Annotated in this window: 21 protein-coding genes; 14 read left to right on the forward strand and 7 right to left on the reverse strand. The window is 47.9% G+C overall.

The features are described 5' to 3' along the window. The first annotated feature begins 245 nt into the window (after positions 1-245). Genes BUB37_RS02175 through BUB37_RS02185 form a run of 3 tightly spaced genes read left to right on the forward strand, consistent with a single transcriptional unit; the run spans position 246 to position 1141 of the window. Positions 246-575, forward strand: a complete 330-nt coding sequence (locus BUB37_RS02175; RefSeq protein WP_072987793.1) for a YtxH domain-containing protein — start codon at positions 246-248, stop codon at positions 573-575. A 3-nt stretch (positions 576-578) separates the two neighbouring features. Further along, positions 579-929, forward strand: coding sequence for a hypothetical protein (locus BUB37_RS02180; RefSeq protein ID WP_072987796.1), 351 nt, complete (start codon positions 579-581; stop codon positions 927-929). Then, the gene (locus tag BUB37_RS02185; RefSeq protein ID WP_072987799.1) at positions 926-1141 is read left to right on the forward strand and encodes a DUF6327 family protein; all 216 of its coding nucleotides are present in this window, start codon (positions 926-928) and stop codon (positions 1139-1141) included. Before BUB37_RS02180 ends, BUB37_RS02185 begins: the two co-directional genes overlap by 4 nt. Positions 1142-1195: 54 nt before the next feature. Here the strand turns inward: BUB37_RS02185 and BUB37_RS02190 are convergent, their stop codons facing one another. Both BUB37_RS02190 and gltX read right to left on the reverse strand, forming a co-directional pair. Further along, the gene (locus BUB37_RS02190) at positions 1196-2125 is read right to left on the reverse strand and encodes an SPFH domain-containing protein (RefSeq protein WP_072987802.1); all 930 of its coding nucleotides are present in this window, start codon (positions 2123-2125) and stop codon (positions 1196-1198) included. Positions 2126-2265: 140 nt separating this feature from the next. Next, complete coding sequence (gene gltX, locus BUB37_RS02195) at positions 2266-3762, reverse strand: glutamate--tRNA ligase (RefSeq protein WP_072987805.1); 1497 nt, start codon at positions 3760-3762, stop codon at positions 2266-2268. A gap of 147 nt (positions 3763-3909) precedes the next feature. Between gltX and BUB37_RS02200 the strand changes: the two genes are divergently transcribed. From BUB37_RS02200 to BUB37_RS02230, 7 genes are all read left to right on the forward strand, one after another. Next, positions 3910-7359 carry a hypothetical protein gene (locus BUB37_RS02200; protein WP_072987808.1) on the forward strand — a complete coding sequence of 1150 codons (3450 nt, stop codon included), beginning with the start codon at positions 3910-3912 and terminating at the stop codon, positions 7357-7359. Next, positions 7352-7771: an rRNA maturation RNase YbeY gene (ybeY, locus tag BUB37_RS02205; protein WP_072987811.1), complete on the forward strand. Its 420-nt coding sequence runs from the start codon at positions 7352-7354 to the stop codon at positions 7769-7771. Before BUB37_RS02200 ends, ybeY begins: the two co-directional genes overlap by 8 nt. A 20-nt stretch (positions 7772-7791) precedes the next feature. Further along, a complete protein-coding gene (mnmG, locus tag BUB37_RS02210) occupies positions 7792-9660 on the forward strand; it encodes a tRNA uridine-5-carboxymethylaminomethyl(34) synthesis enzyme MnmG (protein WP_072987814.1) in 1869 nt (622 codons plus the stop codon). 3 nt (positions 9661-9663) lie between these two features. Then, complete coding sequence (locus BUB37_RS02215; RefSeq protein ID WP_072987817.1) at positions 9664-10137, forward strand: hypothetical protein; 474 nt, start codon at positions 9664-9666, stop codon at positions 10135-10137. Positions 10138-10316: 179 nt separating this feature from the next. Then, complete coding sequence (locus BUB37_RS02220) at positions 10317-10868, forward strand: hypothetical protein (RefSeq protein ID WP_072987820.1); 552 nt, start codon at positions 10317-10319, stop codon at positions 10866-10868. Beyond that, a complete protein-coding gene (locus tag BUB37_RS02225; RefSeq protein ID WP_072987823.1) occupies positions 10846-11676 on the forward strand; it encodes a class I SAM-dependent methyltransferase in 831 nt (276 codons plus the stop codon). The genes BUB37_RS02220 and BUB37_RS02225 overlap by 23 nt, the downstream gene beginning before the upstream one ends. A gap of 300 nt (positions 11677-11976) precedes the next feature. Continuing rightward, positions 11977-12483, forward strand: coding sequence for an OmpH/Skp family outer membrane protein (locus BUB37_RS02230; RefSeq protein WP_072987826.1), 507 nt, complete (start codon positions 11977-11979; stop codon positions 12481-12483). Positions 12484-12539: 56 nt separating this feature from the next. Here the strand turns inward: BUB37_RS02230 and BUB37_RS02235 are convergent, their stop codons facing one another. After that, positions 12540-12938 (reverse strand): DoxX family protein, encoded by a 399-nt coding sequence (locus BUB37_RS02235; protein ID WP_072987829.1) that lies wholly within the window; start codon positions 12936-12938, stop codon positions 12540-12542. A 71-nt stretch (positions 12939-13009) separates the two neighbouring features. Next, complete coding sequence (holB, locus tag BUB37_RS02240) at positions 13010-14161, reverse strand: DNA polymerase III subunit delta' (protein ID WP_072989676.1); 1152 nt, start codon at positions 14159-14161, stop codon at positions 13010-13012. Between the two features lie 193 nt (positions 14162-14354). Between holB and BUB37_RS02245 the strand changes: the two genes are divergently transcribed. The 3 genes from BUB37_RS02245 to BUB37_RS02255 all read left to right on the forward strand — a co-directional run bounded on the left by BUB37_RS02245 (position 14355) and on the right by BUB37_RS02255 (position 18367). Further along, positions 14355-15548, forward strand: a complete 1194-nt coding sequence (locus tag BUB37_RS02245; RefSeq protein ID WP_072987832.1) for a phosphoglycerate kinase — start codon at positions 14355-14357, stop codon at positions 15546-15548. A 157-nt stretch (positions 15549-15705) separates the two neighbouring features. Further along, on the forward strand, positions 15706-17358 hold the full coding sequence (locus tag BUB37_RS02250; RefSeq protein WP_072987836.1) for a lytic transglycosylase domain-containing protein: 1653 nt from the start codon (positions 15706-15708) through the stop codon (positions 17356-17358). Between the two features lie 13 nt (positions 17359-17371). After that, a complete protein-coding gene (locus tag BUB37_RS02255) occupies positions 17372-18367 on the forward strand; it encodes a DUF4837 family protein (RefSeq protein WP_072987839.1) in 996 nt (331 codons plus the stop codon). Positions 18368-18437: 70 nt separating this feature from the next. Here the strand turns inward: BUB37_RS02255 and BUB37_RS21970 are convergent, their stop codons facing one another. The 3 genes from BUB37_RS21970 to tatA all read right to left on the reverse strand — a co-directional run bounded on the left by BUB37_RS21970 (position 18438) and on the right by tatA (position 21932). Continuing rightward, entirely contained in the window at positions 18438-18608 is a 171-nt protein-coding gene (locus tag BUB37_RS21970) for a DUF6747 family protein (protein ID WP_317616538.1), read from the reverse strand. A gap of 245 nt (positions 18609-18853) precedes the next feature. Next, on the reverse strand, positions 18854-21358 hold the full coding sequence (locus BUB37_RS02265; RefSeq protein WP_072987844.1) for an OmpA family protein: 2505 nt from the start codon (positions 21356-21358) through the stop codon (positions 18854-18856). A gap of 391 nt (positions 21359-21749) precedes the next feature. Next, a complete protein-coding gene (gene tatA / locus BUB37_RS02270; protein ID WP_072987846.1) occupies positions 21750-21932 on the reverse strand; it encodes a twin-arginine translocase TatA/TatE family subunit in 183 nt (60 codons plus the stop codon). A gap of 175 nt (positions 21933-22107) precedes the next feature. Here tatA and BUB37_RS02275 point away from each other — a divergent pair, with 175 nt between their 5' ends. Continuing rightward, positions 22108-22974, forward strand: a complete 867-nt coding sequence (locus tag BUB37_RS02275) for a M23 family metallopeptidase (RefSeq protein ID WP_072987848.1) — start codon at positions 22108-22110, stop codon at positions 22972-22974. The last annotated feature ends 69 nt before the right edge of the window (positions 22975-23043 follow it).

Consider the following 23043-nt stretch of genomic DNA (forward strand, 5'->3'; position numbering starts at 1 on the left):
CAATTTAATTTGACGTTCTCATTTACGATTTGAGCCACTTTTGGATTTTTGATGGGTTTGTGGTCATGCGCGGGACATATCGCCGGTGAGCGGGCCTTAAAACCGCAAATCGCCATTCCTTATGTTTGAAAGTTAATTTTTTAATGGATTGCGGCAACAACTGTGCTTCCTGACCGGTAATTTGGTACCGAAGTAGAAATGGAAGCTTGCCTTCCGTCAAATAATTAATTAAAATAAGATTAAATATGTCAAACGATAGTGGAAATATTTTATTGGCCGTTCTGACCGGAGCCATAATTGGCGCGGGGGCGGGAATCCTTTATGCTCCCGACAAGGGAACCAAGACACGGAAAAAAATCAAAAAAGGAGCCTTAAAGACCAAGGAAGACCTGACGCACCGGTTGACCCAGGCCGCGGATGAGTTGACCAAGACGGCCGAGGAGAAAAAGCTTGATTTTGAGCAAAAGCTCGAAGATACCCTTTCCAACATGAGCTATAAGGCCGACGATATCATCTTGACCTTGGAAAAAAAGCTGGAAGACCTTAGAAAGAAAAACGCACAGTTACAAAAGTAGTTTATGGCCTTTGAAGAAATGGAACGGAACCTGTCGGATGCCGAGGTTACTGCACGGGCGTACATCGACAACAGCCTGAGGTACTACAAGCTAAAGGTATTTAAGTTGATGATGAGGTCGATTGGCGCCTTGATCAAAATGGCCTCGGTTTCGATTTTGTTGGTATTGGCCCTTTCTTGTTTTTCGGTCGGGGCCGCCTTGGGCATTGGAGTATTGGTCGGGAGCAATGCCATGGGCTTCGTACTGGTCGGGTCGGGTTATGTTCTGGTCGGTATCTTATTGTATTTTATTCGGGACAGGGTCGATAAACCCCTGCTCAAGAAGTTTTCCGAATTTTATTTTGAAGAGCTATGATACCGAAGAAATATACATCGTATGAGGAAATAGACCGCGACCTTAAGGTGCTTCGGCTTCAAAAGGAAATCGACAGGGAACATCTTAAACTAAGCGCCCAGCGAATCAAAAGAGGATTCTACCCGACCGAGCTCTTGGGCGGAGTAGGGGGCGTGTTGCGCAAGTTCATGGTCTCCGTAGTGGTAGGAAAGCTGCTCAAGAAATTGGGTTAAAGTAAAAATCCCGGTACATGACCGGGATTTGTTCATTTTAAGGGGATTGGCCTACTATCCCTTTTTCTTTTCCTGCTGGGTTTTCTTCATCGATTCGCCGATCATGTTGCTGGCCGTAAACGAGGCCACCATATTGTTCAGCATATCGCTGCCCGCCTGCGGCGAGTTGGGCAATAGGATCAGGTTGGTATTGGTTTCCTCGCCAATAGACTGCAAGGTATCGTAATGCTGCGTCACCACAATGAGGGCGGAAGCTTCCTGAGAGTTGATGCCCACCTTGTTCAGCACCTCTACCGATTCTTCGAGTCCGCGCGCGATCTCACGGCGTTGGTCGGCAATGCCCTGCCCCTGTAATCTTTTGCTCTCGGCCTCGGCCTTGGCCTTTTCAACGATAAGGATCCGCGCCGCATCGCCTTCGAACTGGGCAGCTATCTTTTCGCGTTCCGAGGCGTTGATGCGGTTCATGGCCTCCTTTACCTGGGCATCGGGGTCGATATCGGTGACCAGGGTCTTGATGATGTCGAAGCCGTAATCGAACATCGCCTCCTGCAATTCGGTCTTAACGGCGATGGCGATGTCGTCTTTCTTGACAAAGACATCGTCCAGCTTCATTTTAGGCACTTCTGCGCGCACAACGTCGAAGACGTAGGAGGTAATCTGCTCGTGGGGGTATTCGAGCTTGTAGAAGGCTTCGTATACCTTGTCCTTAAGAACAACGTATTGCACCGATATCTTCAGTTTGACGAAAACATCGTCAAGGGTCTTGGTCTCTACGATAACGTCCAATTGCTGTATCTTGAGACTCAATCGGCCGGCAATGCGGTCGACAATGGGTATTTTCATGTGTAGTCCGGAAGAGCGTATACTTTGAAACTTACCGAACCGTTCAATGGCAACGGCCGTCTGCTGTTTTACGATAAAGAAGGACGAAAACAGAATGACTAGTCCGAAAAAGAGAATTGGAATTAATAGAAATTGGCCCATAATTAGTGATTTAAGTTGTAGGAATGAATATACTCAGACTTTATCATATTTGTAGCCTTTTACCGATAATTGTTACAAAGTTATTCGACAACCCAGGGCCATACCGATAAAACCTTAAGTATTTTCTATGGGCCGGTTCCCTAAAGGACCGAAAGGGCCTTTTCTATTCTGGCGATACTTTCCTCTTTTCCGATCATGGCCATAATATCGAAAAGATGCGGACCCTTCATATCGCCCACGATGACCAAACGGAGTGGGGGCATTACTTTTCCAAAGGAAAGTTCTTGCTCCCCGATCCAGGCCTTTACCCTGTTTTCCACGTTTTCGGACGAGAAATCGGCGAGTTCCTGCAACAGCGATACCAATTGTTTTAAAATCTCGGGAGTTCCTTCCTTCCATTGCTTCTTCACCGCTTTTTCGCTGTAAGAATCGGGCGCTTCGAAGAAGTAATCCGATAGCTCCCAAAAATCGGAGACAAAGGAGGCGCGATCCTTTACCAATCGCACTACGTGTTCGGTGTATTGCGTATCGGGCGACAGGCCTTTTTTGAGCAGTTCCTTTTCAAACATTTGGGCCAGCGTGGCATCGTCGGTGGCTTGAAGGTAGTGATGGTTGTACCATTTGGTCTTGTCGGGGTCGAAACGGGCCCCCGACTTGTTGACGCGCTCAAGGGAAAAGTTGTCGACCAATTCTTGTAGGCTGAAGATTTCCTGCTCGGTACCGGGGTTCCAGCCCAATAGGGCGAGGAAGTTGACCACGGCTTCAGGAAAATATCCGGCCTCGCGATAGCCCTGCGAATCGTTCCAAGATAGCGGGAAGACCGGAAAGCCCATTTTGTCGCCGTCGCGTTTGCTGAGTTTTCCTTTTCCGACCGGCTTCATGATCAAGGGCAGGTGGGCGAACTTCGGGGCCTCCCATCCAAAGGCATCGTACAATTGCTTGTGCAAGGCCAAGGAGGGCAGCCATTCCTCGCCCCTGATCACGTGGGTGATCTGCATAAGGTGGTCGTCGACGATATTGGCCAGGTGATAGGTGGGCATGCCATCGCTTTTAAAGAGCACCTTGTCGTCCAATATGTTCGTATCGATTTCCATATGGCCGCGGATCATGTCTTGCAAGCCCAGTTTTTGGTCCGCCGGCGTTAAGAAGCGAATGACGTAGTCTTCGCCCGAAGCGATTCTTTTTTCTACCTCTTCAGGGGTTAGCGACAGGGAGTTGTCGAGCTTTTGGCGGTTGTGCCAGTTGTAGATAAAGGTCTTTCCCTTGGCTTCGTGGTCCTTTCGATGAAAATTGAGCTTTTCGGCCGTGTCGAAGGCGTAATAGGCCTTGCCCTTTTCCACGAGTTCCATGGCGTACCTTTTATAAAGGCTTTTGCGTTCGCTCTGCCTGTACGGGCCGAAACCGCCTTCCTTTCCGGGTCCTTCATCGTAGGGGATGTTGCACCAATTGAGCGATTCTATGATGTAATCCTCGGCCCCCTCGACAAATCGGTTTTGGTCGGTGTCCTCTATGCGAAGGATAAAGTCGCCTCCCTGCGACTTGGCAAAAAGATAGTTGAATAGGGCGGTACGTAGTCCGCCGATGTGTAAGGGCCCCGTAGGACTGGGGGCGAACCGAACGCGTGGTGTATTGGCCATAGCTGTGTTTTTTCAGGCCCCAAAGATACACATTGACGGAATTATAAGCGAAAGGTAGGCCCTGTAAGTCCGATCTATTTTCTGCCATCCGACCAAGAAAGATCGTAAAATGTCCATGGCCTTGATTTTGACTATCTTTGTTTGTGTATGGATAATTATCAAAACATACTCGAGAAGCTCGACCATTTTACGAGAAAGTACCACACCAAGATACTCATCAAGGGCGTTTTAATGTTCTTGGCCTTGGGATGCCTCTTCTTTTTCGCCATCCTGGCGGTGGAGTATTTTCTCTGGTTGCAACCTACGGGGCGGTTGGTGCTCTTGTTGCTCTTCGTCGCGGTTTTGGCGTATCTGCTGATTATGTACATTATTAACCCCTTGTTCTATCTCTTTAAGATCAAAATGGGGATCAGCGAGAAGGAAGCATCGCGGCTGATAGGGAAACACTTCCCCGAGGTGGGCGACAAATTGTACAATTTGCTCGAACTGGCTGAAAACCGAGAAGACTCCGAACTGGTTCTGGCGAGTATCGAACAGCGTTCTTCGCAATTAGGTCCCGTACCCTTTAAACGAGCCGTGGATTATAGGGAAAACCTGAAATATACCAAATACCTTATTTTTCCGCTTCTCATATTCCTGGCGATTTGGTTTTCGGGCAACCTGTCGTCTTTCTTCGGTTCGGCCGATCGGGTCGTACACTACAAAATGGCGTACGAACCGCCCGCGCCTTTTCACTTTCAGCTGCTGTCGGAAGATCTCGAGGTACTCGACAACGAAACCTTTACCATAGCGGTTACGACCTTGGGCGACGTTCAGCCGGGCGAGGCCTATATCGGGTTGGGGGGAAAGGAGTTGATGATGCAAAGGAAAAACGACCGGTACGAATATACGCTTTCCGCCCCTTTGCAAAGCCAGGATTTTTACTTTACGGCCAATGGGGTACGTTCGAGGGCCTATACCTTAAAGGTGATCCAAACCCCGGTCATTCATGATTTTAAATTGGTGTTGGATTATCCGGCATACATCGGCAAACAATCCGAAACCATTGAGGGCACGGGTAATGCCTCCTTTCCGGAGGGCACGGTGGTTTCATGGCACATCGAAGGGGTCCATACCGACAAGGTCCGGTTGATGACCAAGGACACGATAAGGTCCTTCAAGCAAAATGAAGGGACTTTTCAGCTGTCCCAACGGGTTTTTTCCAATATGGATTATGAATTGGCCACTTCGAACAAGTACGTCGAAGATTATGAGAAACTGGCCTATAGGTTTGAGGTTATCAGGGACGAGTACCCGACCATAGGTGTCAATGAGGTCAGGGATTCGTTGAACCCCAACGTTGCCTACTACGAGGGGCAAGCTACCGACGATTATAGACTAAAGGGTATAAAATTGGTTTGTTACGACGAGTCGGATCCGGAGAAAGTACAGACCATCGGGCTGGCACAGCCCGAAACGAACTTCCACCAGTTTTACTATACCTTCCCTTCTGGACTCCAACTTGAAGAGGGAAGGCGTTACAGCTATTACTTCTCCGCCGTCGATAACGATGCAATTCATGGAGGAAAGGAGGTAAAGAGCCAAGTCTATTCAATGACCCTGCTCAACGGGGATCAATTGAGAAATGAGGACTTGAGGCTCCAGCAGTCCCTTATTCAGAATTTGGACCGCTCCCTGGATACCTTCAAGGAACAGAAAGAGGCCCTGAACCAAATCAATGAGAGCCAGAGGGAGAAGAAGGAGCTTAACTTTAACGACCAGAGCGAGGTGAAGGATTTTCTCCAACGTCAACGGCAGCAGGAAAGCCAAATGGAAAAGTTCAGTAAGCAACTGAGCGAAAACTTGGGGAAGGACGACCGGGACGACCCGATGAAAAAGCTGCTACAAGAACGACTCGAACGTCAGGAAATTGAGGCAAGAAAGAACCAAAAGCTCTTGGAGGAACTCAATAAAGTGGCCGATAAGATTAATAAAAACGAGTTGACACAAAGGTTGGAGCAACTGGCGAAAAAACAACAGAACAGCGAAAGGAACCTCGAACAGCTTCTCGAATTGACCAAACGGTATTACGTAAGCGAAAAGGCGGGCCAACTGGCCAAGGACCTGCAAGAGGAGGCCGAAAAACAGAAGGGGCTTTCAGAGCTGAAACCGGGCGAGGAGTTTTCGCCCGAAGAGCAGGAACAGCTGAATAAAAACTTTGACGCCATCGCCAAAGAACTCGAAGAACTCAAGAAGGATAATTCCAATTTGAAAAAACCCATGGATCTGGAGCTATCCAAGGAGGATGAGGAGGCCGTAAGGAAGGATCAAGAAGATGCCCTAAAGGAAGTCAAGAAACTTCAGGATGGTCAAGAAGCGCCCAATTCCCCCGAAGCCGGGGAGGCCGCCGCCAAGGCTTCCAAAAAACAGAAGTCCGCTGCACAAAAAATGCAGGAAATGAGCGAATCGCTGTCGCAATCGGCCGCTTCTTCAGGAGGTGAATCAAGTGATACCGAGGATGCCGAGATGCTGCGCCAGGTGTTGGACAACCTCGTTACCTTTTCGTTTAAGCAGGAGGGTCTTTACGAGCGTTTGGACGGCACCGACTCCGACAATGCACAGTTTTCGAATACCATCAAGGAGCAACAAAACCTCAGAGAGCTTTTCGAGCATGTAGACGATAGTATTTTCGCCCTGTCCCTGCGTAGGGCCGAACTTTCGGAATTTGTCAACGAACAGATTACCGAGGTTTATTACAACATTGACAAATCGCTTGAAAGTATCGCCGAGAACCAGATATATCAAGGAGCCTCCTACCAAAAATACGTGTTGAACGCGTCCAACAGCCTGGCCGCTTTTCTGGCCCGGGTCTTGGACAATATGCAGCAGAGTATGATGTCGGGCCAAGGCCAGGGCCAGGGCGAAGGAGAGGGTTTCCAATTGCCCGATATCATCAAGAGCCAGGGCGAGCTTAAGGAAAAGATGGAGGGCATGGGCCAGTCGGGCAAGGAAGGGCAGAGCCAAGGGCAAGGGGGCAAGGGACAACAGAAGGGCCAAGGAGAGCAGGGAGAGGAAAACGGTGGTAGTCCATCGGATAAGGAGGGGAACGAACCCGGAAAAGGTTCGGGCCAAAAGGGGAATGGGGCCGACGGATCGGACGGAAATGGCGAAAAGGGCGGTCAAGGAGGGCTCAGTGAAAGTGAACTCAGTGAAATTTATGAGATTTACAAGGAACAGCAGATGTTGCGCCAAAAACTGGAGCAACAGTTGCAGGACATGATGAACGAGGGCGACAAAAAATTGGGCGAAAAGCTGGTCAAACAAATGGAGGATTTCGAGCGTGACCTATTGGAGAACGGAATAACCCAAAGAGGACTTGACAAGGTGAATCGCATTCAGCACGAATTGATGAAACTCGAGAACGCCACGTTGAAACAAGGCAAGAAGTCCGAAAGGGAAAGCAACACCAATACATCTTCCTTTGTCAATCCCATTATTACCAAGCCTTCAGTACTAGAGAATTATCGAAAGGAAGTTGAGATTTTAAATAGGCAAGCCTTACCTTTGCGCCAAAATTACCAAAACAAGGTCAAGGAGTACTTCAAAGGCGATGATTGAATTCAATTACGAGGTCGATTTTAGGATAGAGGACACAACGAAGTTTTCCGATTGGATAACTAGGGTTGTGATGTCGGAAGGCAAGGTTGTGGGCGACATTTCCTATGTGTTTTGCTCTGACGAGTACTTGTTGGATTTGAATCAAAAGTATCTTTCCCACGACACGTATACCGATATCATCACCTTCGATTATTGTCAGGGCAATACGGTTTCGGGCGATATTTTTATTTCCATAGACCGGGTGGAGGACAACAGTAAGACCTTTCAGGTTCCCTTTCATGAGGAAGTACTTCGGGTGTGCGCCCATGGCGTTTTGCACTTGGCAGGGTATAAGGACAAGACCGAAGGGGATGCCCGCTTGATGAGGCAGAAGGAAGAAGAAAAAATTAGAATGTTCCACGTGGAACAATGAACGATTAGAAGAAGGAAAATATGTTTCTAGAGGAATATGATGTGATTGTTGTGGGTGGGGGACACGCTGGTGCCGAGGCTGCCGCCGCGGCGGCCAACATGGGTTCCAAAACCTTGTTGGTTACCATGAACCTGCAGACCATTGGACAAATGTCTTGTAACCCGGCCATGGGCGGTATCGCCAAGGGGCAGATCGTAAGGGAGATCGATGCCTTGGGCGGCTATAGCGGCATTATTTCGGACAAGTCCGCCATCCAGTTCAAAATGCTCAACAAATCGAAGGGCCCGGCGATGTGGAGTCCCCGTTCGCAAAACGACCGGATGCGTTTTGCCGAAGAGTGGCGATTGGCACTCGAAGGCATACCCAAGCTCGATTTTTATCAGGAAATGGTCGGGGGACTTTTGATCGAGAACAATAGAATTGCGGGCGTTAAAACCTCCCTGGGAATTGAGATCAGGGCCAGGGCGGTGGTACTGACAAACGGCACCTTTCTCAATGGGCTGATCCATATCGGGGAAAAACAGTTCGGCGGAGGTCGTGCAGGCGAAAAAGCCGCTACAGGCATTACCGAGGAATTGACCTCCTTGGGCTTTGAATCGGGAAGGATGAAGACGGGTACGCCACCCAGGGTCGATGGAAGGTCCTTGGATTATTCCGTGATGATTCCCCAACCTGGGGATGAACGGCCTGAAAAATTCTCCTATTTGAACACCCCCGTATTGGAGGTGCAGCGCGATTGTTATATGACGCACACCAGTGCCCTGGTACACGATTTGTTACGCGAGGGCTTTGATCGATCGCCCATGTTCAACGGTCGAATCAAGAGTATTGGGCCTAGGTATTGTCCTTCCATAGAGGATAAGATTAATCGCTTTGCCGATAAGGACAGCCATCAGATTTTTGTCGAACCCGAGGGCTGGGATACGGTGGAGGTTTACGTAAACGGATTTTCCACCTCCCTGCCCGAAGATGTCCAATTCAAGGCCCTGCGCTCGGTCAAGGGCTTTGAGAAAGTGAAGTTCTTTAGGCCGGGCTACGCTATAGAATACGATTATTTTCCACCTACCCAACTGAAGCATACCCTAGAGACCAAGCTGGTCGAGAACCTGTATTTCGCCGGTCAGATCAATGGCACTACGGGCTATGAGGAAGCCGCTTCACAGGGACTTATGGCGGGTATCAATGCGCACCTGAAACTGAACGAAAAAGAGCCTTTTGTCTTAAAAAGGGACGAAGCCTATATCGGGGTTTTGATAGACGATTTGATTACAAAGGGCACCGAGGAGCCTTATCGCATGTTTACTTCCAGGGCCGAATATCGAACCTTGTTGAGGCAAGACAATGCCGATTTGAGGTTAACGCCCAAGAGTTTTGCTATGGGGTTGGCCAGCGAGGAGCGTATGAAAAGGATGGAACGGAAGGAGCAAAAGGCGGCCTCATTTGTTTCCTTTTTTAGGGAGACCAGCTTTCGTCCAGAGGATATTAACCCGATTTTGGAGCGCCTTGATTCTTCCTTGGTCAAACAACCGGACAAGATGTTCAAGGTTTTTTCCAGACCCCATGTGACCATGGACCATATGCTGCAATTGGAACCGGTTTCCCGTTTCGTGGAGGAGCACGATTTGGATAGGGAAGTGCTTGAACAGACCGAAATCCAAATCAAATATTCCGGATATATTGAAAAGGAAAAGCTCAATGCCGACAAATTGCACCGTCTCGAAAACGTTCAGATTCCCCCCAATTTTGACTATTCCAAATTGAAATCCCTGTCGTATGAGGCGCGGGAAAAGCTCAACGCCATACAACCGGTTACCATTGCGCAGGCTGCCCGGGTAAGTGGCGTTAACCCTTCCGATATTAGTGTTCTTTTAGTGTATTTAGGCAGATAGGTTATGGTGGAATTGAAACAGGAAAAACCGTTTACCGTCAAAATTTTGGGCGGCTTTTTATTGCTCTTGGTCGCCTTTTTGGTTGGTTCCGGCCATGGTATGCCCTTGAGTCAATTGCTTACCATGGGCGGACTGGGCTTGTTGTTGCTCGGCTACTCGGTTTCGTACGAGATTTATTCGGATTATAACAACAAAAGGTGCTTTAAGCTTTTTGGTCTTCCCCTGTTCAAAAGCGATTTGAAAATTGAATTCCCAGATTATATCTCCTTGTTTTCCGCACGGGTAGGGAAGGGTTCCGATTGGGGTCCGATTGCAGCCATGGGCGGGTCGGCCGGGAGCCAGAGGTATACAGTACGTATGTTTAGGGGCAGGCAGCATTTTACCCTGTATAGAAGCTCAAAGCTTGAAAAGGCCCAGGAGAAATCGGAGGCCTTGGCTAGCTTGTTGAAGGTGCCGGTCAAGGAGAAAATTGGATAAGGTTCCACGTGGAACGTTTGCAATATGGAAACCTTTTTTGCGTTATATCACGTTAAAAAAATTTGCCCTGCACGCGGATTTTTTAACCCTTTGGGTTTTGATTTGAATGCGGGCAAGGACCTAGGCTTTGAGCTTGGTGTGGTTTTTTGATGTGTTCTCGATGTTCTAAAACTAGGTCCATGCGTAAATCAATAGCCATTGCCGGTCTTTTGTTTTTCTCCTTTTCCTGTATCCCCGTCCGGGTGGCCCCCAGCATAAAAGACTATAAAGTCACCAAGGGAAAACGGTTTAAACGATCGCTTTCGAAAAGGAATTTTTTCATTTTCGAAGACCCCAAGGAAGCCAACGAATTTTATAATTATGTCAATACGAAGTTTCAATTGAACCACGTCAACGTGTATGACGATGTTCCTTTTACGATCGACGGACAAAACTATTTTTTTGCCTTTTACGAAATAAGTATTCCCAATAAAACCTTGAATCTTGCACCGGCGCTTTTTAATGTGGCCATGAACAGGCTTCTCGACACCGAGGACGACACCTACATCGATGGACAGGATATGCTCAGAAAGGATGATTGGTACATCGCCATAGAAGTATATAGCGACGCAGAGAAAGATTGTTTAAGTGAGGATTCCCTTTCCAGGGATTCGGTTTTGGCGTATCTTAGGGGTCTGAAAAACGAATACCTGACCATTCACAACTACCATGAAACTGTTTTTAGAAACTAGGGATTTTTCCGTTTCGGGAGAAGAGTTCAAATTGCTGTACGACCAAGAGCTTGATATGTTGGTCACCGATCCGCAGCCCGAAAAATTGGATGCCTATTATCAAAGCAGCTCGTACATTTCCCATACCGATTCGAACGAAACCTTTACCGACAAACTGTATCAGGGCGTAAAGCGATTCAGCCTATGGACCAAGGTTCTGCTGATCAATACGTATGCCAAGGGCGAAAAGACCGTGTTGGATGTCGGTGCCGGTACGGGAGACTTTTTATTGAAGGCCCGCGATATGGGCTGGTCGGTTGCAGGGGTTGAGCCGAATATCGATGCCCGGCTGCGTTCCCGCGAAAAGAAAATGGAACTCCTGCCGAGTTTGGATGCATTGCCCGAAAAACGCTATAAGGTAATTACCTTGTGGCACGTGTTGGAGCACTTGCCCGACCTCGAAGCGCAGATCGCCAAACTGAAATCGTTGTTGGATGACGATGGGGTTTTGGTCGTGGCCGTTCCCAATTTTAAATCTTTCGATGCAAAACATTACGGCAGGTTTTGGGCGGCCTATGACGTGCCCCGACACCTCTGGCACTTTTCGGCCACCGCCGTGGAAAAGGTTTTCGCCAAACAGGGCATGCGATTGGTCAAGAGAAAACCCATGTGGTTCGATTCGTTTTATGTTTCCTTGCTTTCCGAAAAGTACAGGTCGGGCAAATCCAATTTCCTAAAAGCTTTTTATGTTGGCCTGCGATCAAACTTGATGGCTTTGTTGACCCGTGAGTTCTCATCCGCTATCTATATTATCAAAAAGGGCGGATAGGCCTAAAAATCCATTTTAAAGCTTTTTAAGCGCTCAATGAAGTAGGGGTCGATAAGAACGTGTTCCTGCAAAAAATTGTTGCTTAGAAAGCAAATATAGGCGTCGTTTGTGATAGTCCGGGTCAATCGCCACTCATGATTACCATAAAGAAAGATTATGGCTTCCATTTTTCGCTTTTGACCCTTGTGCGGGCATAAATCGCAATTAGAAATTTAAATATGTAGGGTTTCCAAAAAGCTTTCCTATTTTTGCGCATCCCGATAAACGGGAATTAATAAATCTTTAAGAAAATAGTCGAGTATGAAAAATATGGTTTGGGCGATCGTGGTTTTGGCATTTGTTTCGTGCAAGGAGCAAAAGATCGGTTACGTAGACAATGTCAAGTTGATGGAAGCCTATCAGGAAAAAATTGATATCGAGGAGAACTTCAAGGCCAAGGCCGATGCCCTTGCCAAAAAAAGGGACAGTATATCGCAGGCTTTTCAAAGGGAAGCACAGGCCTTTCAAGAAAAGGCGCAAAAGATGTCGCCGAAAAAGGCACAGGAAGAATATGGCATGATGCAGCAAAAAGGCCAGCTGATCGGCCAGCAGCTTCAACAGGAAGACCAACAGCTCCAGATCGAGGGACAAACCGAAATGGACAGTGTGGTAAGCAAGGTCAAGAAAGAGATCAAGGCCTACGGGAAAGCCAATGGCTACACGTATATCTTGGGAGGCGGTGATGGTGGTAGCGTACTTTACGGTACCGAGGCCAACGACCTGACCCAGGAAATCGTTAAGATCCTAAACGAGAAGTACAGCAAATAAAGGTAGTTGCCCTACCTGGGATACCTGCCCCGAACGGCCGACCGTTCGGGGTTTTTTTATGCCTGAAGCAAATGGACCAAGAATATGGCAGGGATAAAATAAACGGCTATGGTCTTGGCGCCATCATAATCCTTGGCCATGCGCTGGCCGAAAAGCAACATCAAAAGGGCCACACAGGAAAGCACGCTTCCGTAAAGGGCGTAGGTCGTCTTGCCCAACACAATGATCTCATAGAGACCTACCGCGCACAAGGCTCCCGATACGGTCTCGAGAACCAGAATGGTAAGCAATAAAAAGGGAACCAAGGCGTGTAGGGGGGTATTGGCGAAATGCTCCTTCAGCCAAGAGACGTTTCCCTTCCAATCAAAAATCTTGTCGATTCCACTTTGTAGAAATACGATTATCAAAAAAATCAAGAGCAGTACATGTGGGACGTAGGTGGTCAAATTTTCCATAATCTATAGTTTTAAACGGTTAACAAATGTAAGCCGGTCACACAAGGGCCGGCATTTGGGGGAAGAAAGAACTAGGCCGCTTTTTTGTGCAACAGGCGGGTCAAGCGGATGGAAAGGTCCGTCAATATAATCTTGGAATTTCCATTTCGTTCGATGTGGTAAATGGCGTCTTCCAGTTCTTTGGCGATATCTAAAATGTTGTTTTCATGGACAAAGGGGGCGAACTTTTCGAGTTGAAACCCTTCGACCTGCACCCTCATATAGGCGAGTTCCCTTACGTTGTAGTTGATGAGCATGGCCTGCCGCATGACCACGAGGCAATAGTGCAAAAACTTCTTCTGGGTTTCTCGTCCGGTTTTCGACACCTCGTCGCTCCACATAATCAGTTCGTGAATGGCACCTTTGTTGCCCTTGGCCTTAAAGGCACTCCTTACCCATTGAACAAACCACTTTTCAAAGACAAGGTCCTCCGAGTCTTCGTTCATCAGGTCGAGGGCCTTGTTAAAGTTTCCGTTGGCCTCATGGGCTATACGCATGGCTTCCTCGCGGGCCATGCCCCTTTCGACAAGGGCATCACCGATGGCCTCTTCGGCCAAGGGAGGAAAGTGTAGAATTTGGCAGCGCGACCTAATGGTCTGGATAATCTGTTCCTCGTCTTCGGCGATAAGCAGAAAAACGGTTTGCTTGGGGGGTTCCTCGATAAGTTTCAGCAACTTGTTGGCGGCAGCATCGTTCATTTTGTCCGCCATCCAGATCAACATCACCTTGTATCCGCCTTCGTAGGATTTTAGGCTAAGTTTTTTTACGATGTCCTGGGCCTCGTCGACACCGATCTGTCCTTGCTTCTTTTCGATTCCGATAAGTCGGTACCAGTCAAAAAGGTTCCCATAGGGTTGCTCGCGCAGAAACTGGCGCCACTCTTCCATGTAATGGTCGCTTACGGCGTGGCTTTTGACCTTGTCGGAATTGGATACGGGAAAGGCAAAATGCATGTCGGGATGCGAGAACGAATCGAACTTGAGGTTACACGATGCGTTTTCGCCCGTGTTTTCACCGCCCCGGTTGTTGCAGATAATGTACTGGGCATAGGCGACCGCCATGGGCAAGGTGCCACAGCCCTCGGGGCCCACGAACAATTGTGCATGCGGAATCCGCCCTGCCTCGGCACTCGTGGCGAGGTGCTTTTTTATATGTGCAAGACCCAAAATATCTTTGAACAACATGGCCCAAAGATAGTTTTTTTGGGGCAAGTGCTTCATGTGGTCCACCATCTTAATTTTTTAAATTTTACACGATAAGGGTATAAGCCGGCACCGGCGAAGATCGACTTCGAATTTTAAGCGTTAAAGTCTTGTTTATATGCCCTTCACCCTAGCGTCTTTTTATTTACATTTGCGATTCTCAAAAACTTTATTCATGAAAACGATCGACGATTTTAATTTTGAAAATAAAAAAGCACTTATTCGGGTAGACTTCAACGTTCCTTTGAACGAATCGTTCGAGGTAACCGATTCGAATCGAATAGAGGCGGCCAAGCCAACGATTATAAAGGTTCTTGAAGATGGTGGCAGTGCCGTCCTTATGAGTCATTTGGGCAGGCCAAAAGGACAAAAAAACCCGGATCTTTCGCTGAAGCATATCGCCAACAAGGTGTCGGAAATAATAGGCGTCAGTGTCAAGTTCGTCGAAGACTCCGTAGGCAAGGTGGCCGAGGAGGCCGTTGCGGCCTTACAGCCGGGCGAGGTGCTTTTGTTGGAAAACCTGAGGTTTCATGCCGAAGAGGAAAAAGGGGATGAGGAGTTCGCCGAAAAGCTGTCAAAGCTGGGCGATATCTATGTAAACGATGCCTTCGGTACGGCCCATAGGGCCCATGCCTCTACTACCATTGTGGCCAAGTTTTTTCCCGAAAACAAATGTTTTGGCTATTTGTTGGCCAAGGAAATCGAAGCGATCGAAAAGGTGATGCGTACCGGAGAAAAACCGGTGTTGGCCATTTTAGGGGGCGCCAAGGTTTCTTCAAAAATTACCATCATCGAGAATATTCTTGACAAGGTAGACCACTTGATCATAGGCGGGGGCATGACCTACACCTTCGTCAAGGCCCAGGGAGGCCATGTAGGGGATTCTATCTGTGAGGACGACAAAATGGACCTCGCCCTGGATATATTGAAACAAGCCAAGGAAAAAGGGGTTCAAGTGCATATTCCCGTCGATGTCTTGGCCGCCAACGACTTTTCGAACGATGCCGAGACCCAGATAGTGGACGTGAACGAAATTCCCGATGGATGGCAAGGATTGGACGCCGGCCCCAAAACACTTGAGCATTTTAAGAAGGTTATCTTGCAGGCCAGAACCATCCTGTGGAACGGTCCGGTCGGAGTTTTTGAAATGGAGGCTTTTGCAAAGGGCACCATCGCCGTTGGCAACTTCATTGACGAAGCTACCCAAAACGGGGCGTTTTCCCTTGTCGGGGGCGGGGATTCGGTAGCGGCCGTGAAGCAGTTCGGCTTTGAAAACAAGGTAAGTTATGTTTCGACCGGAGGAGGGGCAATGCTGGAAAGCCTCGAAGGTAAAACCCTGCCAGGTATTGCCGCAATAATCGGGCAATAAGACCGTTATCGATAAATGGGGGCGGTACGGCCTTGCGGCTTTATCCGGGGAAAGATTTTATTTTTCCGAAAAAATATACGATTTTAGTGGGATGGCGAAGATTGCCCGCCCCACATGTTTCGATGGTCTATCGCTTTTCTATCACATAAGTTTTTCTATGATAAGAACAAGATTTGGTTTTTTGGTTCTACTTGCCGGCTTTTTTTGTGCCGTGCCGATTTGGGCCCAACAAAAGGATTCCCTTTTAGTTGCCCAAAAGGATTCCCTGTTGGCCTTGAACCAAGAGGTGGGCGAGGATACCTTGGCCATGGACATGAAAGGGGTGCAACTAATGGAACGGATGGCCGCCGATTCGACGGAATTGGGCGACACCAGCCTGTCCTTGATCATCGATAAGGTCAGCCGCAAGTACAATTTGAAGGACCACAGCGAAGCCGCGCGTTACGACAGCCTATGGATGAAGGAGCTGGCCGCGAACGCTTCCCTCTCCGAAGAAATGTTCAACGAAGTGGAAGGAATCGATTTCGAAAGAACCTATCCCACGTCCCTTTCGACCGATACCCTAAAGGCACGTTTGGCAAGGCTCAACGAAAAAACCCCGTTCAACGTAGAGTACAATCCTTCCCTTGAGAATGTGATCAAATCCTTTCTCTTTAGAAAAAGGGAATTGATGGAACGTATGCTGACGGCCAGTCAGTTCTACTTTCCGCTGTTCGAGCAAGAACTCGACAATTACAATATTCCCTTGGAAATGAAATACCTTTCCATTGTCGAATCGGCCTTGAACCCCAGGGCGCGCTCAAGGGTGGGCGCAACCGGACTTTGGCAGTTTATGTACGGTACCGGGAGGCAATACAAGCTCAACATCTCGAGTTACGTAGACGAGCGCAGCGACCCTATCAAATCGACAAAGGCGGCCTGTCAGTTTCTTTCCAAGCTATACGAGATCTATGGCGACTGGGACCTGGCCCTGGCGGCGTACAATTCGGGCCCCGGGAACGTTAACAAAGCCATACGGAGGTCGGGCGGACAGAAAAATTATTGGAACCTCCGTCGTTTCTTGCCCCGTGAGACGGCAGGTTATGTGCCCGCCTTTTTGGCGACCATGTACTTGTTCGAATATGCCGAAGAACATGGGCTGAAGGGACAAAAAGTGGAACGCCCCTATTTCGAGACCGATACCGTGCACGTCAAGGCGCTTATAACCTTCGACCAGATATCGGAACTATTGGAGGTAAGCAAGGAAGAGTTGATGGTATTGAACCCATCGTACAAACTAAATGTAATACCTTATATCGAAGGAAAGACACATGCCCTGCGATTGCCAAAGGATGTCATCGGGAAGTTTGTGGCCAACGAGGAAGCGATCTACGAGCATGTTAAAAAAGAATTGGAGAGCAAGGAAAGTCCGCTGCCCCAATTGGTCAAGCAGGCCGAACAAAACCAAATACGCTACAAGGTGCGAAGCGGCGATTACCTCGGCAAGATTGCCGAGCGATACGGGGTGGGCGTAAGCCAGATCAAACGCTGGAACGGCCTGAGGAGCAACAACCTTAGGGTCGGGCAGCGATTGACCATATTCCCGCGTAGAAACCCCGGGGCGGCGGTAGCGAGTTCGGCCACTACCTCGTCTTCGCAATCCTTCCCCCCCGGAACCAAGACCCATACGGTGAGGAGCGGCGACTCGTTGTGGACAATCTCTAGAAAATATCCTGGAATTACTGTTGAGAATTTACGAAAATGGAACGGTATTAGTGGTAAAAACCTAAAACCAGGCACAAAACTAAAATTGTGCGAATGTTCATCGTAAACCAAAATCAGTAATGAAAAAGACCGGAACACTATTTTTACTACTTGCAGCCCTACTTTCCTCGTGTAAGGAATCCAACGAAAAAACCTATTTACCAGAGTCTACCGGCGCCATAAATTCATTGGTGGTAGTGGTCGGTAACGAGATGTGGCGCGGCCATGTCGGCGACACCATACGAAAGCACTTTGCGGCCCCTATCGTGGGTATGCCCATGGATGAGCCCTTGTTCAGCATCGATCAGATAGACCCCAAGTTTTTTACGGGTGCCGTGCGTAAGACCCGATCTATACTCTATGTGAAGAAAGACACCTTGAGCTTGGCCCATATTAAAAAAGACATGTACGCCACGCCCCAGCGGGTAGGCGTCGTAAAGGGAACCACCGATGCCGAGATCATAAAGAACCTTGAGGAGAAAGCGGATGAGATCATCGCAGCCTTTCGAAGAATGGAGATTGTGGCCGCACAAAGGCGTTTTGAACGCTCTTTGAACAAAGAAGGGGTATTGCAGGAGAAGTTTGGTATCGAACTGAAAATACCCTCGATTTACAAAGTGGGAAAGCAGGAAGACAACTTTGTTTGGATCGATCGAGAGATACAAAAAGGCACGGCCAATATCATTGTCTATACCATGCCTCCCAACAGTTTTAAGAACAAGGAGACCTTGGTCAAGGATATAGTCGCCATGAGGGATTCGATAGGCGAAAAATACATTCCGGGCACCACGGTACCCGGTAAGGTTACTTATATGCGCACGGAGCCCGCTTACGCCCCGGCCGTTTTTCCGGTGGAGATTTCGGGCTTGAAAGGCGTTGAGGTACGGGGTATTTGGGATATTAAGAACTATCCCATGGCCGGGCCTTTCCTAACCTATATCCTTAACGACAAGGAGAACGATAGAATATTGGTACTGGAAGGTTTCGTTTTCGCCCCGGCGACCGAAAAACGCAACGACATGTTCGAACTCGAGGCCATCTTAAAGACGCTCCGCTTCGGTAAGACCGAGAAGTAGGCCCCTGCCTGTACAAACAAAAAACGCCCATCGGTTACGATGGGCGTTCTTGTTCTGTCGGAGAAGTATCCTATACAAAGGCAAAGCCTGTAGAGACTCTATAGACAAACGCATATATCACGACCAACAGCAAAGCAAAACAAAACCACGAATAGGCTTTGAAATACTTTTTGAGCAATCGATACGTCCAATCCTTGAATGCCTCAACATAAATCTCCTTAAATAGTAAAAATTTTCTCATACCTTCATTTTTTATATCCAAGGCAAAGTTGCCAACTCCTTGGCAATACCACAGATATATTGGACGAAGTGTGCCTAAAATGGGGTGGAGGCAAGGGCCTATTGTAAAAATTGGACGAACGTCACGGTTAATACGATAGGCTACATACCCCTTTTTCCGGTTTTGGGCAGAATGACACGTTAAAACGCAACGAAGCCGCTATGTTGGGATAGCGGCTTCGGTCAAATATAGGGTTTTTTGTGTTATTACATTTTTACGATGATAAACTCAGAGCGTCTGTTGAGCAGGTGTTCGGCCTCGGAACAAGCTTCGCTGCCATCACATTCGTTGAGCAGCTTGCTCTCGCCATAGCCGATAGCACTTTCTATGCGTTCCGGGGCGATTCCCTGCGATATAATATAGTCGCGGGTCGATTTGGCCCTCTTGTCGGAAAGGTACTCGTTATAGGCCTTACTACCCCTTGAATCGGTATGTGATTCAATTTTGATGACCATGCCGGGGTATTCCTTCATTACGCTGACCAGTTTGTCAAGTTCTTTTGAGGCTTCCGGCCTGATATCATATTTATCGAAACCGAAATGGATCATTTCCGTCTTGATTTTCTTGATGCCGTCTTCAAGGGCGATCATTTCCTCAAGGCGTTTCATGGCAATGTCTATCTCTACACGTTCGTTGTCGACCGTGGCAACGGGCATTTCATGTTCCACAAATTTGTCCTTGCCTATTTTTAAGGTGTATTTGGTCGAACTTTCCAGGTCTTCGAAAACAAAGCTTCCGTCGTCTTCGGTAACCACTTCCTTAAGCTTTATACCGTTTTCGTCCAGCAGTTGAACCAAGGTCTGGGGCATGAACTCCCCGGTAACCAATTCGGTCACCACACCGGCGATGGCATTTTGGTTGACGGGCGTTTCTTCCAAGCTTAGCCTTTTGAACGAATAGATATCGTCGTCTCCCTTGCCCCCTTCGCGGTTGGAGGCGAAGAAACCGTATTCGTTTTCATTGTCCACGATATACGAAAAGTCGTCCTTGTTGCTGTTGACCGGTTTCCCTAGGTTTTTTATTTCCTGAAAACCGTCCTTTTCGTCATAGACCGATTCGTAAACGTCCAAACCACCGAGGCCTATATGGCCATCGGAAGAAAAGTATAGCTTGCTGCCGTCAAAGAACGGAAACATTTCCCGGTGCTCGGTATTGATTTCCTTTCCCAGGTTTCTTGGTTCGGAGAAGCTCCCGTCTTCAAGTACATCCACGACGAACAGGTCGGTCTCTCCCAAACTGCCGGGCATGTCCGAAACAAAAAAGAGCTTTTTCCCGTCGGGGCTCAATGCGGGATGGCCCGTAGAGTAATTGTCGCTATTAAAGGAGACCTCAACGGCCTCGGACCATTTATCGCCTTCCTTTGTCGATTTGTAAATCTTTAAATGGTTGACCCCTTTGCTGTCCCTTTTCAGCTTTTTCCCGTAATTGTTCCGGGTAAAATACATGGTTTTGTTATCCGGTGAAAAGGTAACCGATGCCTCGTGGTATTTGGTGTTGATTTCCTTTGAAAGCTTTACCGTGTTCCTAAGGTCTTGCGATTCTTTATTGAATTGGGCCACATAGAGGTCGAGATAGGGCTGGTTGTTCCATTTGTACCTACGGGTAGTTAAAAAGGAGGAATCCTTGGCAGAAGCGAACACCACTTGGGTAGAATCCAAGAACATGGGCGAGAAATCGGAGTATTCGGTATTGATGCCGAGGTTCTTGATCTCAATGTTTTGCGACAGGTCCAGGATGTTGTCGAGGGCGGCCTCGGTGTCCTGACGGGCATCGGAAACGGCCGTGGCGGCGTCTGTCTCCTCTTTGACCTTACGGTTGTAAAGGCGCATAAGCCTTTTTGAGCGGGCATATTTACCCGTTCCCTTCAAGGAATGGGAGTATTTGAAAAGGTTGTCGGCCGACATGGCCTTACCGTAGTTTTCGTAGAGTACGTTGTACCACTTGTAGGCATTCTCCATATCGGTGTTGAAGTAGTAGGCATCGGCCGCTTTCTGTACATTTTCCTTGGTAAAGTGCTTATCGCCCTTTGAAAGGGCCTGTTCGTACAGTTGGGCCGCTTCGGCGTACCACATCTTATCGAAATAGGCATCGGCCCTTTCGACCAACTTGCTCTTGCCCGTGTTTTCGCTTAAGGGCGGATGGGCCACAGGAAGTTCCTCTTTCCCGCCTTCATCGCTATTTTCAACGGCAGGGGCCATGTTGTGGGCAGGACCTTCCATTTCATCGACGGCCATGTCGTTGCCGCCGATAGCCATGCTGTTTTCGATTTCCAGTATCCACATGTCATTATTGTACCTTCCGTCGAGTTGCGATCTATACGCATCGATGGCCTCAAGCCCGAAAGGGAAATATTCGAGATATACATAATTGAGGCCGTTGTTTTCATTGTGAATGTAACCGGCATTTTCAAAACCTTTTCGGCGCAGTTTTTTTAGGGTCTTCTTTAGCGGGTCGGGATTGCTGAAGACGCTACCGATCAGGTAATAGCCGTTCTCTACGTCTTCAAGACCGCTAAAGCTTCGATAGGCGATTTCGTTCTTTTCGGCGGCCTCTTCAAAACTTGTATCAATGGTCAGGGGGGCTTCGTAAGGTTCGGTCGGTGATTGATGGGCCGATTCGGCCCCGTTTGCTTCGAAGCCGATGTCTTGAAAATCTTGGGCCCCGAGTCCTAGACAAAACATCAAGAGGTAAAGGTTAAATAGTTTTTTCATGATTTGGGATATTGGAAAAACCTAGGGAATTTAATGGGTCGGGCTTCGAGGTTTGATGGTTTTCGAAGCGTTATTGCTTTAAGATTTATGCGCTATTTGCTCGGCATGGTCAAAAGGTTTGCTCGGCCACATCTGACAGTCAAATGGTTGCCGCGTAATTATCTTATCTATAGCTAACGTCCCGAATTAACTTTTCGTATACCCTAAACCATCCGATACGTCAGAAGAAATGGGCAATACGCCGAAATATTCCCGAAACGGAAGTGGTTTTTGTCAAAGGCTTTGGATGAAGTGCACAAAAATGGTCCGAACGGTCGGCCCTTCCAATGGTGTAGAACGAAAAAACCCTTGGTTTTCGCCAAGGGTCTTTTAAATCGGTATGCTGTAAATCTTATTCCTTTTTATCCTCTATGGGCTCGTCTTCTTTGGAAGCATCCTTAAATTCCTTGATACCGCTTCCAAGGCCGCGCATAAGCTCAGGTATTTTTTTCCCTCCGAAAAGAAGAAGAACTACCAAGACCACTATGGCGATTTGCCAAGGTCCAATTGCCAAAAATATATTTGCTATTGTCATATGAATATCTTTTAACGGGTAACAAATGTAATAAAAAACTAGCAACACATGTGTTAATCTTATGGGAATGGGGGTATTTTTAAATAAATACCAAAAATAAACGCACCTTTAATACTCTCATAAATTTTTGGGGTAAGTCCTAGAGTGTGCTTTTCCATCCGTATATTTGTGTATTATGGCGAAGAAAGTCAAGAAAAGAAAGGAAATCAAGAGAAAGCTGCTGCACAAGTATCGCTTGGTTATTCTAAATGAAAGTACCTTCGAGGAGAAAATTTCCTTCAAGCTTAGCCGGTTGAACGTTTTTGTCACGGGCTCTCTTTGCATTATCGGCCTGATCGCCCTTACCACCCTGTTGATCGCTTTTACCCCGTTGCGGGAGTATATACCGGGCTATTCCTCCACCAAATTGAAGAAACAGGCGACGGACCTTACCTACAAGACCGATTCCCTAGTGGCCAACCTATATAATACCAATAAGTATTTGGAAAATATCAGAAAGGTGCTGATTGGGGATATCGAAAACAATGAAATCAATAGGGACTCGCTTCGCGAGCAATTTAAGATCGATCCTTCGAGCATCGATCTAACCCCGATAAAGGAAGATTCGATTCTTAGGGCAGAGGTGGCCCTCGAGGACAAGTACAACCTTTTTGAGCGGAATGTGGACGGTTCGGGCATGGTGCTGTTTCCTCCCCTGAACGGCGAGATCTCGCAAGGCTATGATGTTGAATCCAATCATTTTGCGGTAGATGTGACCGCTCCCATCGATACCCCGGTAAAGGCCGTGGCCAGCGGGACCGTCATTTTTTCGGAATGGACCGCCGATACGGGCTATGTAATAATCGTAGAGCATCGCGACGGACTCTTAAGTGTCTACAAGCACAACGGCTCCTTGAACAAAAGGCAGGGCGATGTGGTACGGACCGGGGAAGTAATTGCCTCCGTCGGGAATACGGGCGAACTGACCACCGGCCCCCATCTCCATTTTGAACTTTGGAACAATGGCAATAGCGTTGACCCTTTGGACTATATTAATTTTTAACCCATTAATAAACCAGTTGGTTTTATTTTGTTCCCTTTGTATTTTTCCGCACAAATAACCCGTTGAATC

The organism is Pseudozobellia thermophila (assembly GCF_900141855.1).
Lineage (GTDB): Bacteria > Bacteroidota > Bacteroidia > Flavobacteriales > Flavobacteriaceae > Pseudozobellia > Pseudozobellia thermophila.

What these genes read in the sequence shown, in the direction of transcription:
- BUB37_RS02175 (WP_072987793.1), top strand. Translation starts at nt 246, where the DNA reads ATGTCAAACGATAGTGGAAATATTTTATTGGCCGTTCTGACCGGAGCC.
- BUB37_RS02180 (WP_072987796.1), top strand. Translation starts at nt 579, where the DNA reads ATGGCCTTTGAAGAAATGGAACGGAACCTGTCGGATGCCGAGGTTACT.
- BUB37_RS02185 (WP_072987799.1), top strand. Translation starts at nt 926, where the DNA reads ATGATACCGAAGAAATATACATCGTATGAGGAAATAGACCGCGACCTT.
- BUB37_RS02190 (WP_072987802.1), bottom strand. Translation starts at nt 2,125, where the DNA reads ATGGGCCAATTTCTATTAATTCCAATTCTCTTTTTCGGACTAGTCATT.
- gltX (WP_072987805.1), bottom strand. Translation starts at nt 3,762, where the DNA reads ATGGCCAATACACCACGCGTTCGGTTCGCCCCCAGTCCTACGGGGCCC.
- BUB37_RS02200 (WP_072987808.1), top strand. Translation starts at nt 3,910, where the DNA reads ATGGATAATTATCAAAACATACTCGAGAAGCTCGACCATTTTACGAGA.
- ybeY (WP_072987811.1), top strand. Translation starts at nt 7,352, where the DNA reads ATGATTGAATTCAATTACGAGGTCGATTTTAGGATAGAGGACACAACG.
- mnmG (WP_072987814.1), top strand. Translation starts at nt 7,792, where the DNA reads ATGTTTCTAGAGGAATATGATGTGATTGTTGTGGGTGGGGGACACGCT.
- BUB37_RS02215 (WP_072987817.1), top strand. Translation starts at nt 9,664, where the DNA reads ATGGTGGAATTGAAACAGGAAAAACCGTTTACCGTCAAAATTTTGGGC.
- BUB37_RS02220 (WP_072987820.1), top strand. Translation starts at nt 10,317, where the DNA reads ATGCGTAAATCAATAGCCATTGCCGGTCTTTTGTTTTTCTCCTTTTCC.
- BUB37_RS02225 (WP_072987823.1), top strand. Translation starts at nt 10,846, where the DNA reads ATGAAACTGTTTTTAGAAACTAGGGATTTTTCCGTTTCGGGAGAAGAG.
- BUB37_RS02230 (WP_072987826.1), top strand. Translation starts at nt 11,977, where the DNA reads ATGAAAAATATGGTTTGGGCGATCGTGGTTTTGGCATTTGTTTCGTGC.
- BUB37_RS02235 (WP_072987829.1), bottom strand. Translation starts at nt 12,938, where the DNA reads ATGGAAAATTTGACCACCTACGTCCCACATGTACTGCTCTTGATTTTT.
- holB (WP_072989676.1), bottom strand. Translation starts at nt 14,161, where the DNA reads ATGTTGTTCAAAGATATTTTGGGTCTTGCACATATAAAAAAGCACCTC.
- BUB37_RS02245 (WP_072987832.1), top strand. Translation starts at nt 14,355, where the DNA reads ATGAAAACGATCGACGATTTTAATTTTGAAAATAAAAAAGCACTTATT.
- BUB37_RS02250 (WP_072987836.1), top strand. Translation starts at nt 15,706, where the DNA reads ATGATAAGAACAAGATTTGGTTTTTTGGTTCTACTTGCCGGCTTTTTT.
- BUB37_RS02255 (WP_072987839.1), top strand. Translation starts at nt 17,372, where the DNA reads ATGAAAAAGACCGGAACACTATTTTTACTACTTGCAGCCCTACTTTCC.
- BUB37_RS21970 (WP_317616538.1), bottom strand. Translation starts at nt 18,608, where the DNA reads ATGAGAAAATTTTTACTATTTAAGGAGATTTATGTTGAGGCATTCAAG.
- BUB37_RS02265 (WP_072987844.1), bottom strand. Translation starts at nt 21,358, where the DNA reads ATGAAAAAACTATTTAACCTTTACCTCTTGATGTTTTGTCTAGGACTC.
- tatA (WP_072987846.1), bottom strand. Translation starts at nt 21,932, where the DNA reads ATGACAATAGCAAATATATTTTTGGCAATTGGACCTTGGCAAATCGCC.
- BUB37_RS02275 (WP_072987848.1), top strand. Translation starts at nt 22,108, where the DNA reads ATGGCGAAGAAAGTCAAGAAAAGAAAGGAAATCAAGAGAAAGCTGCTG.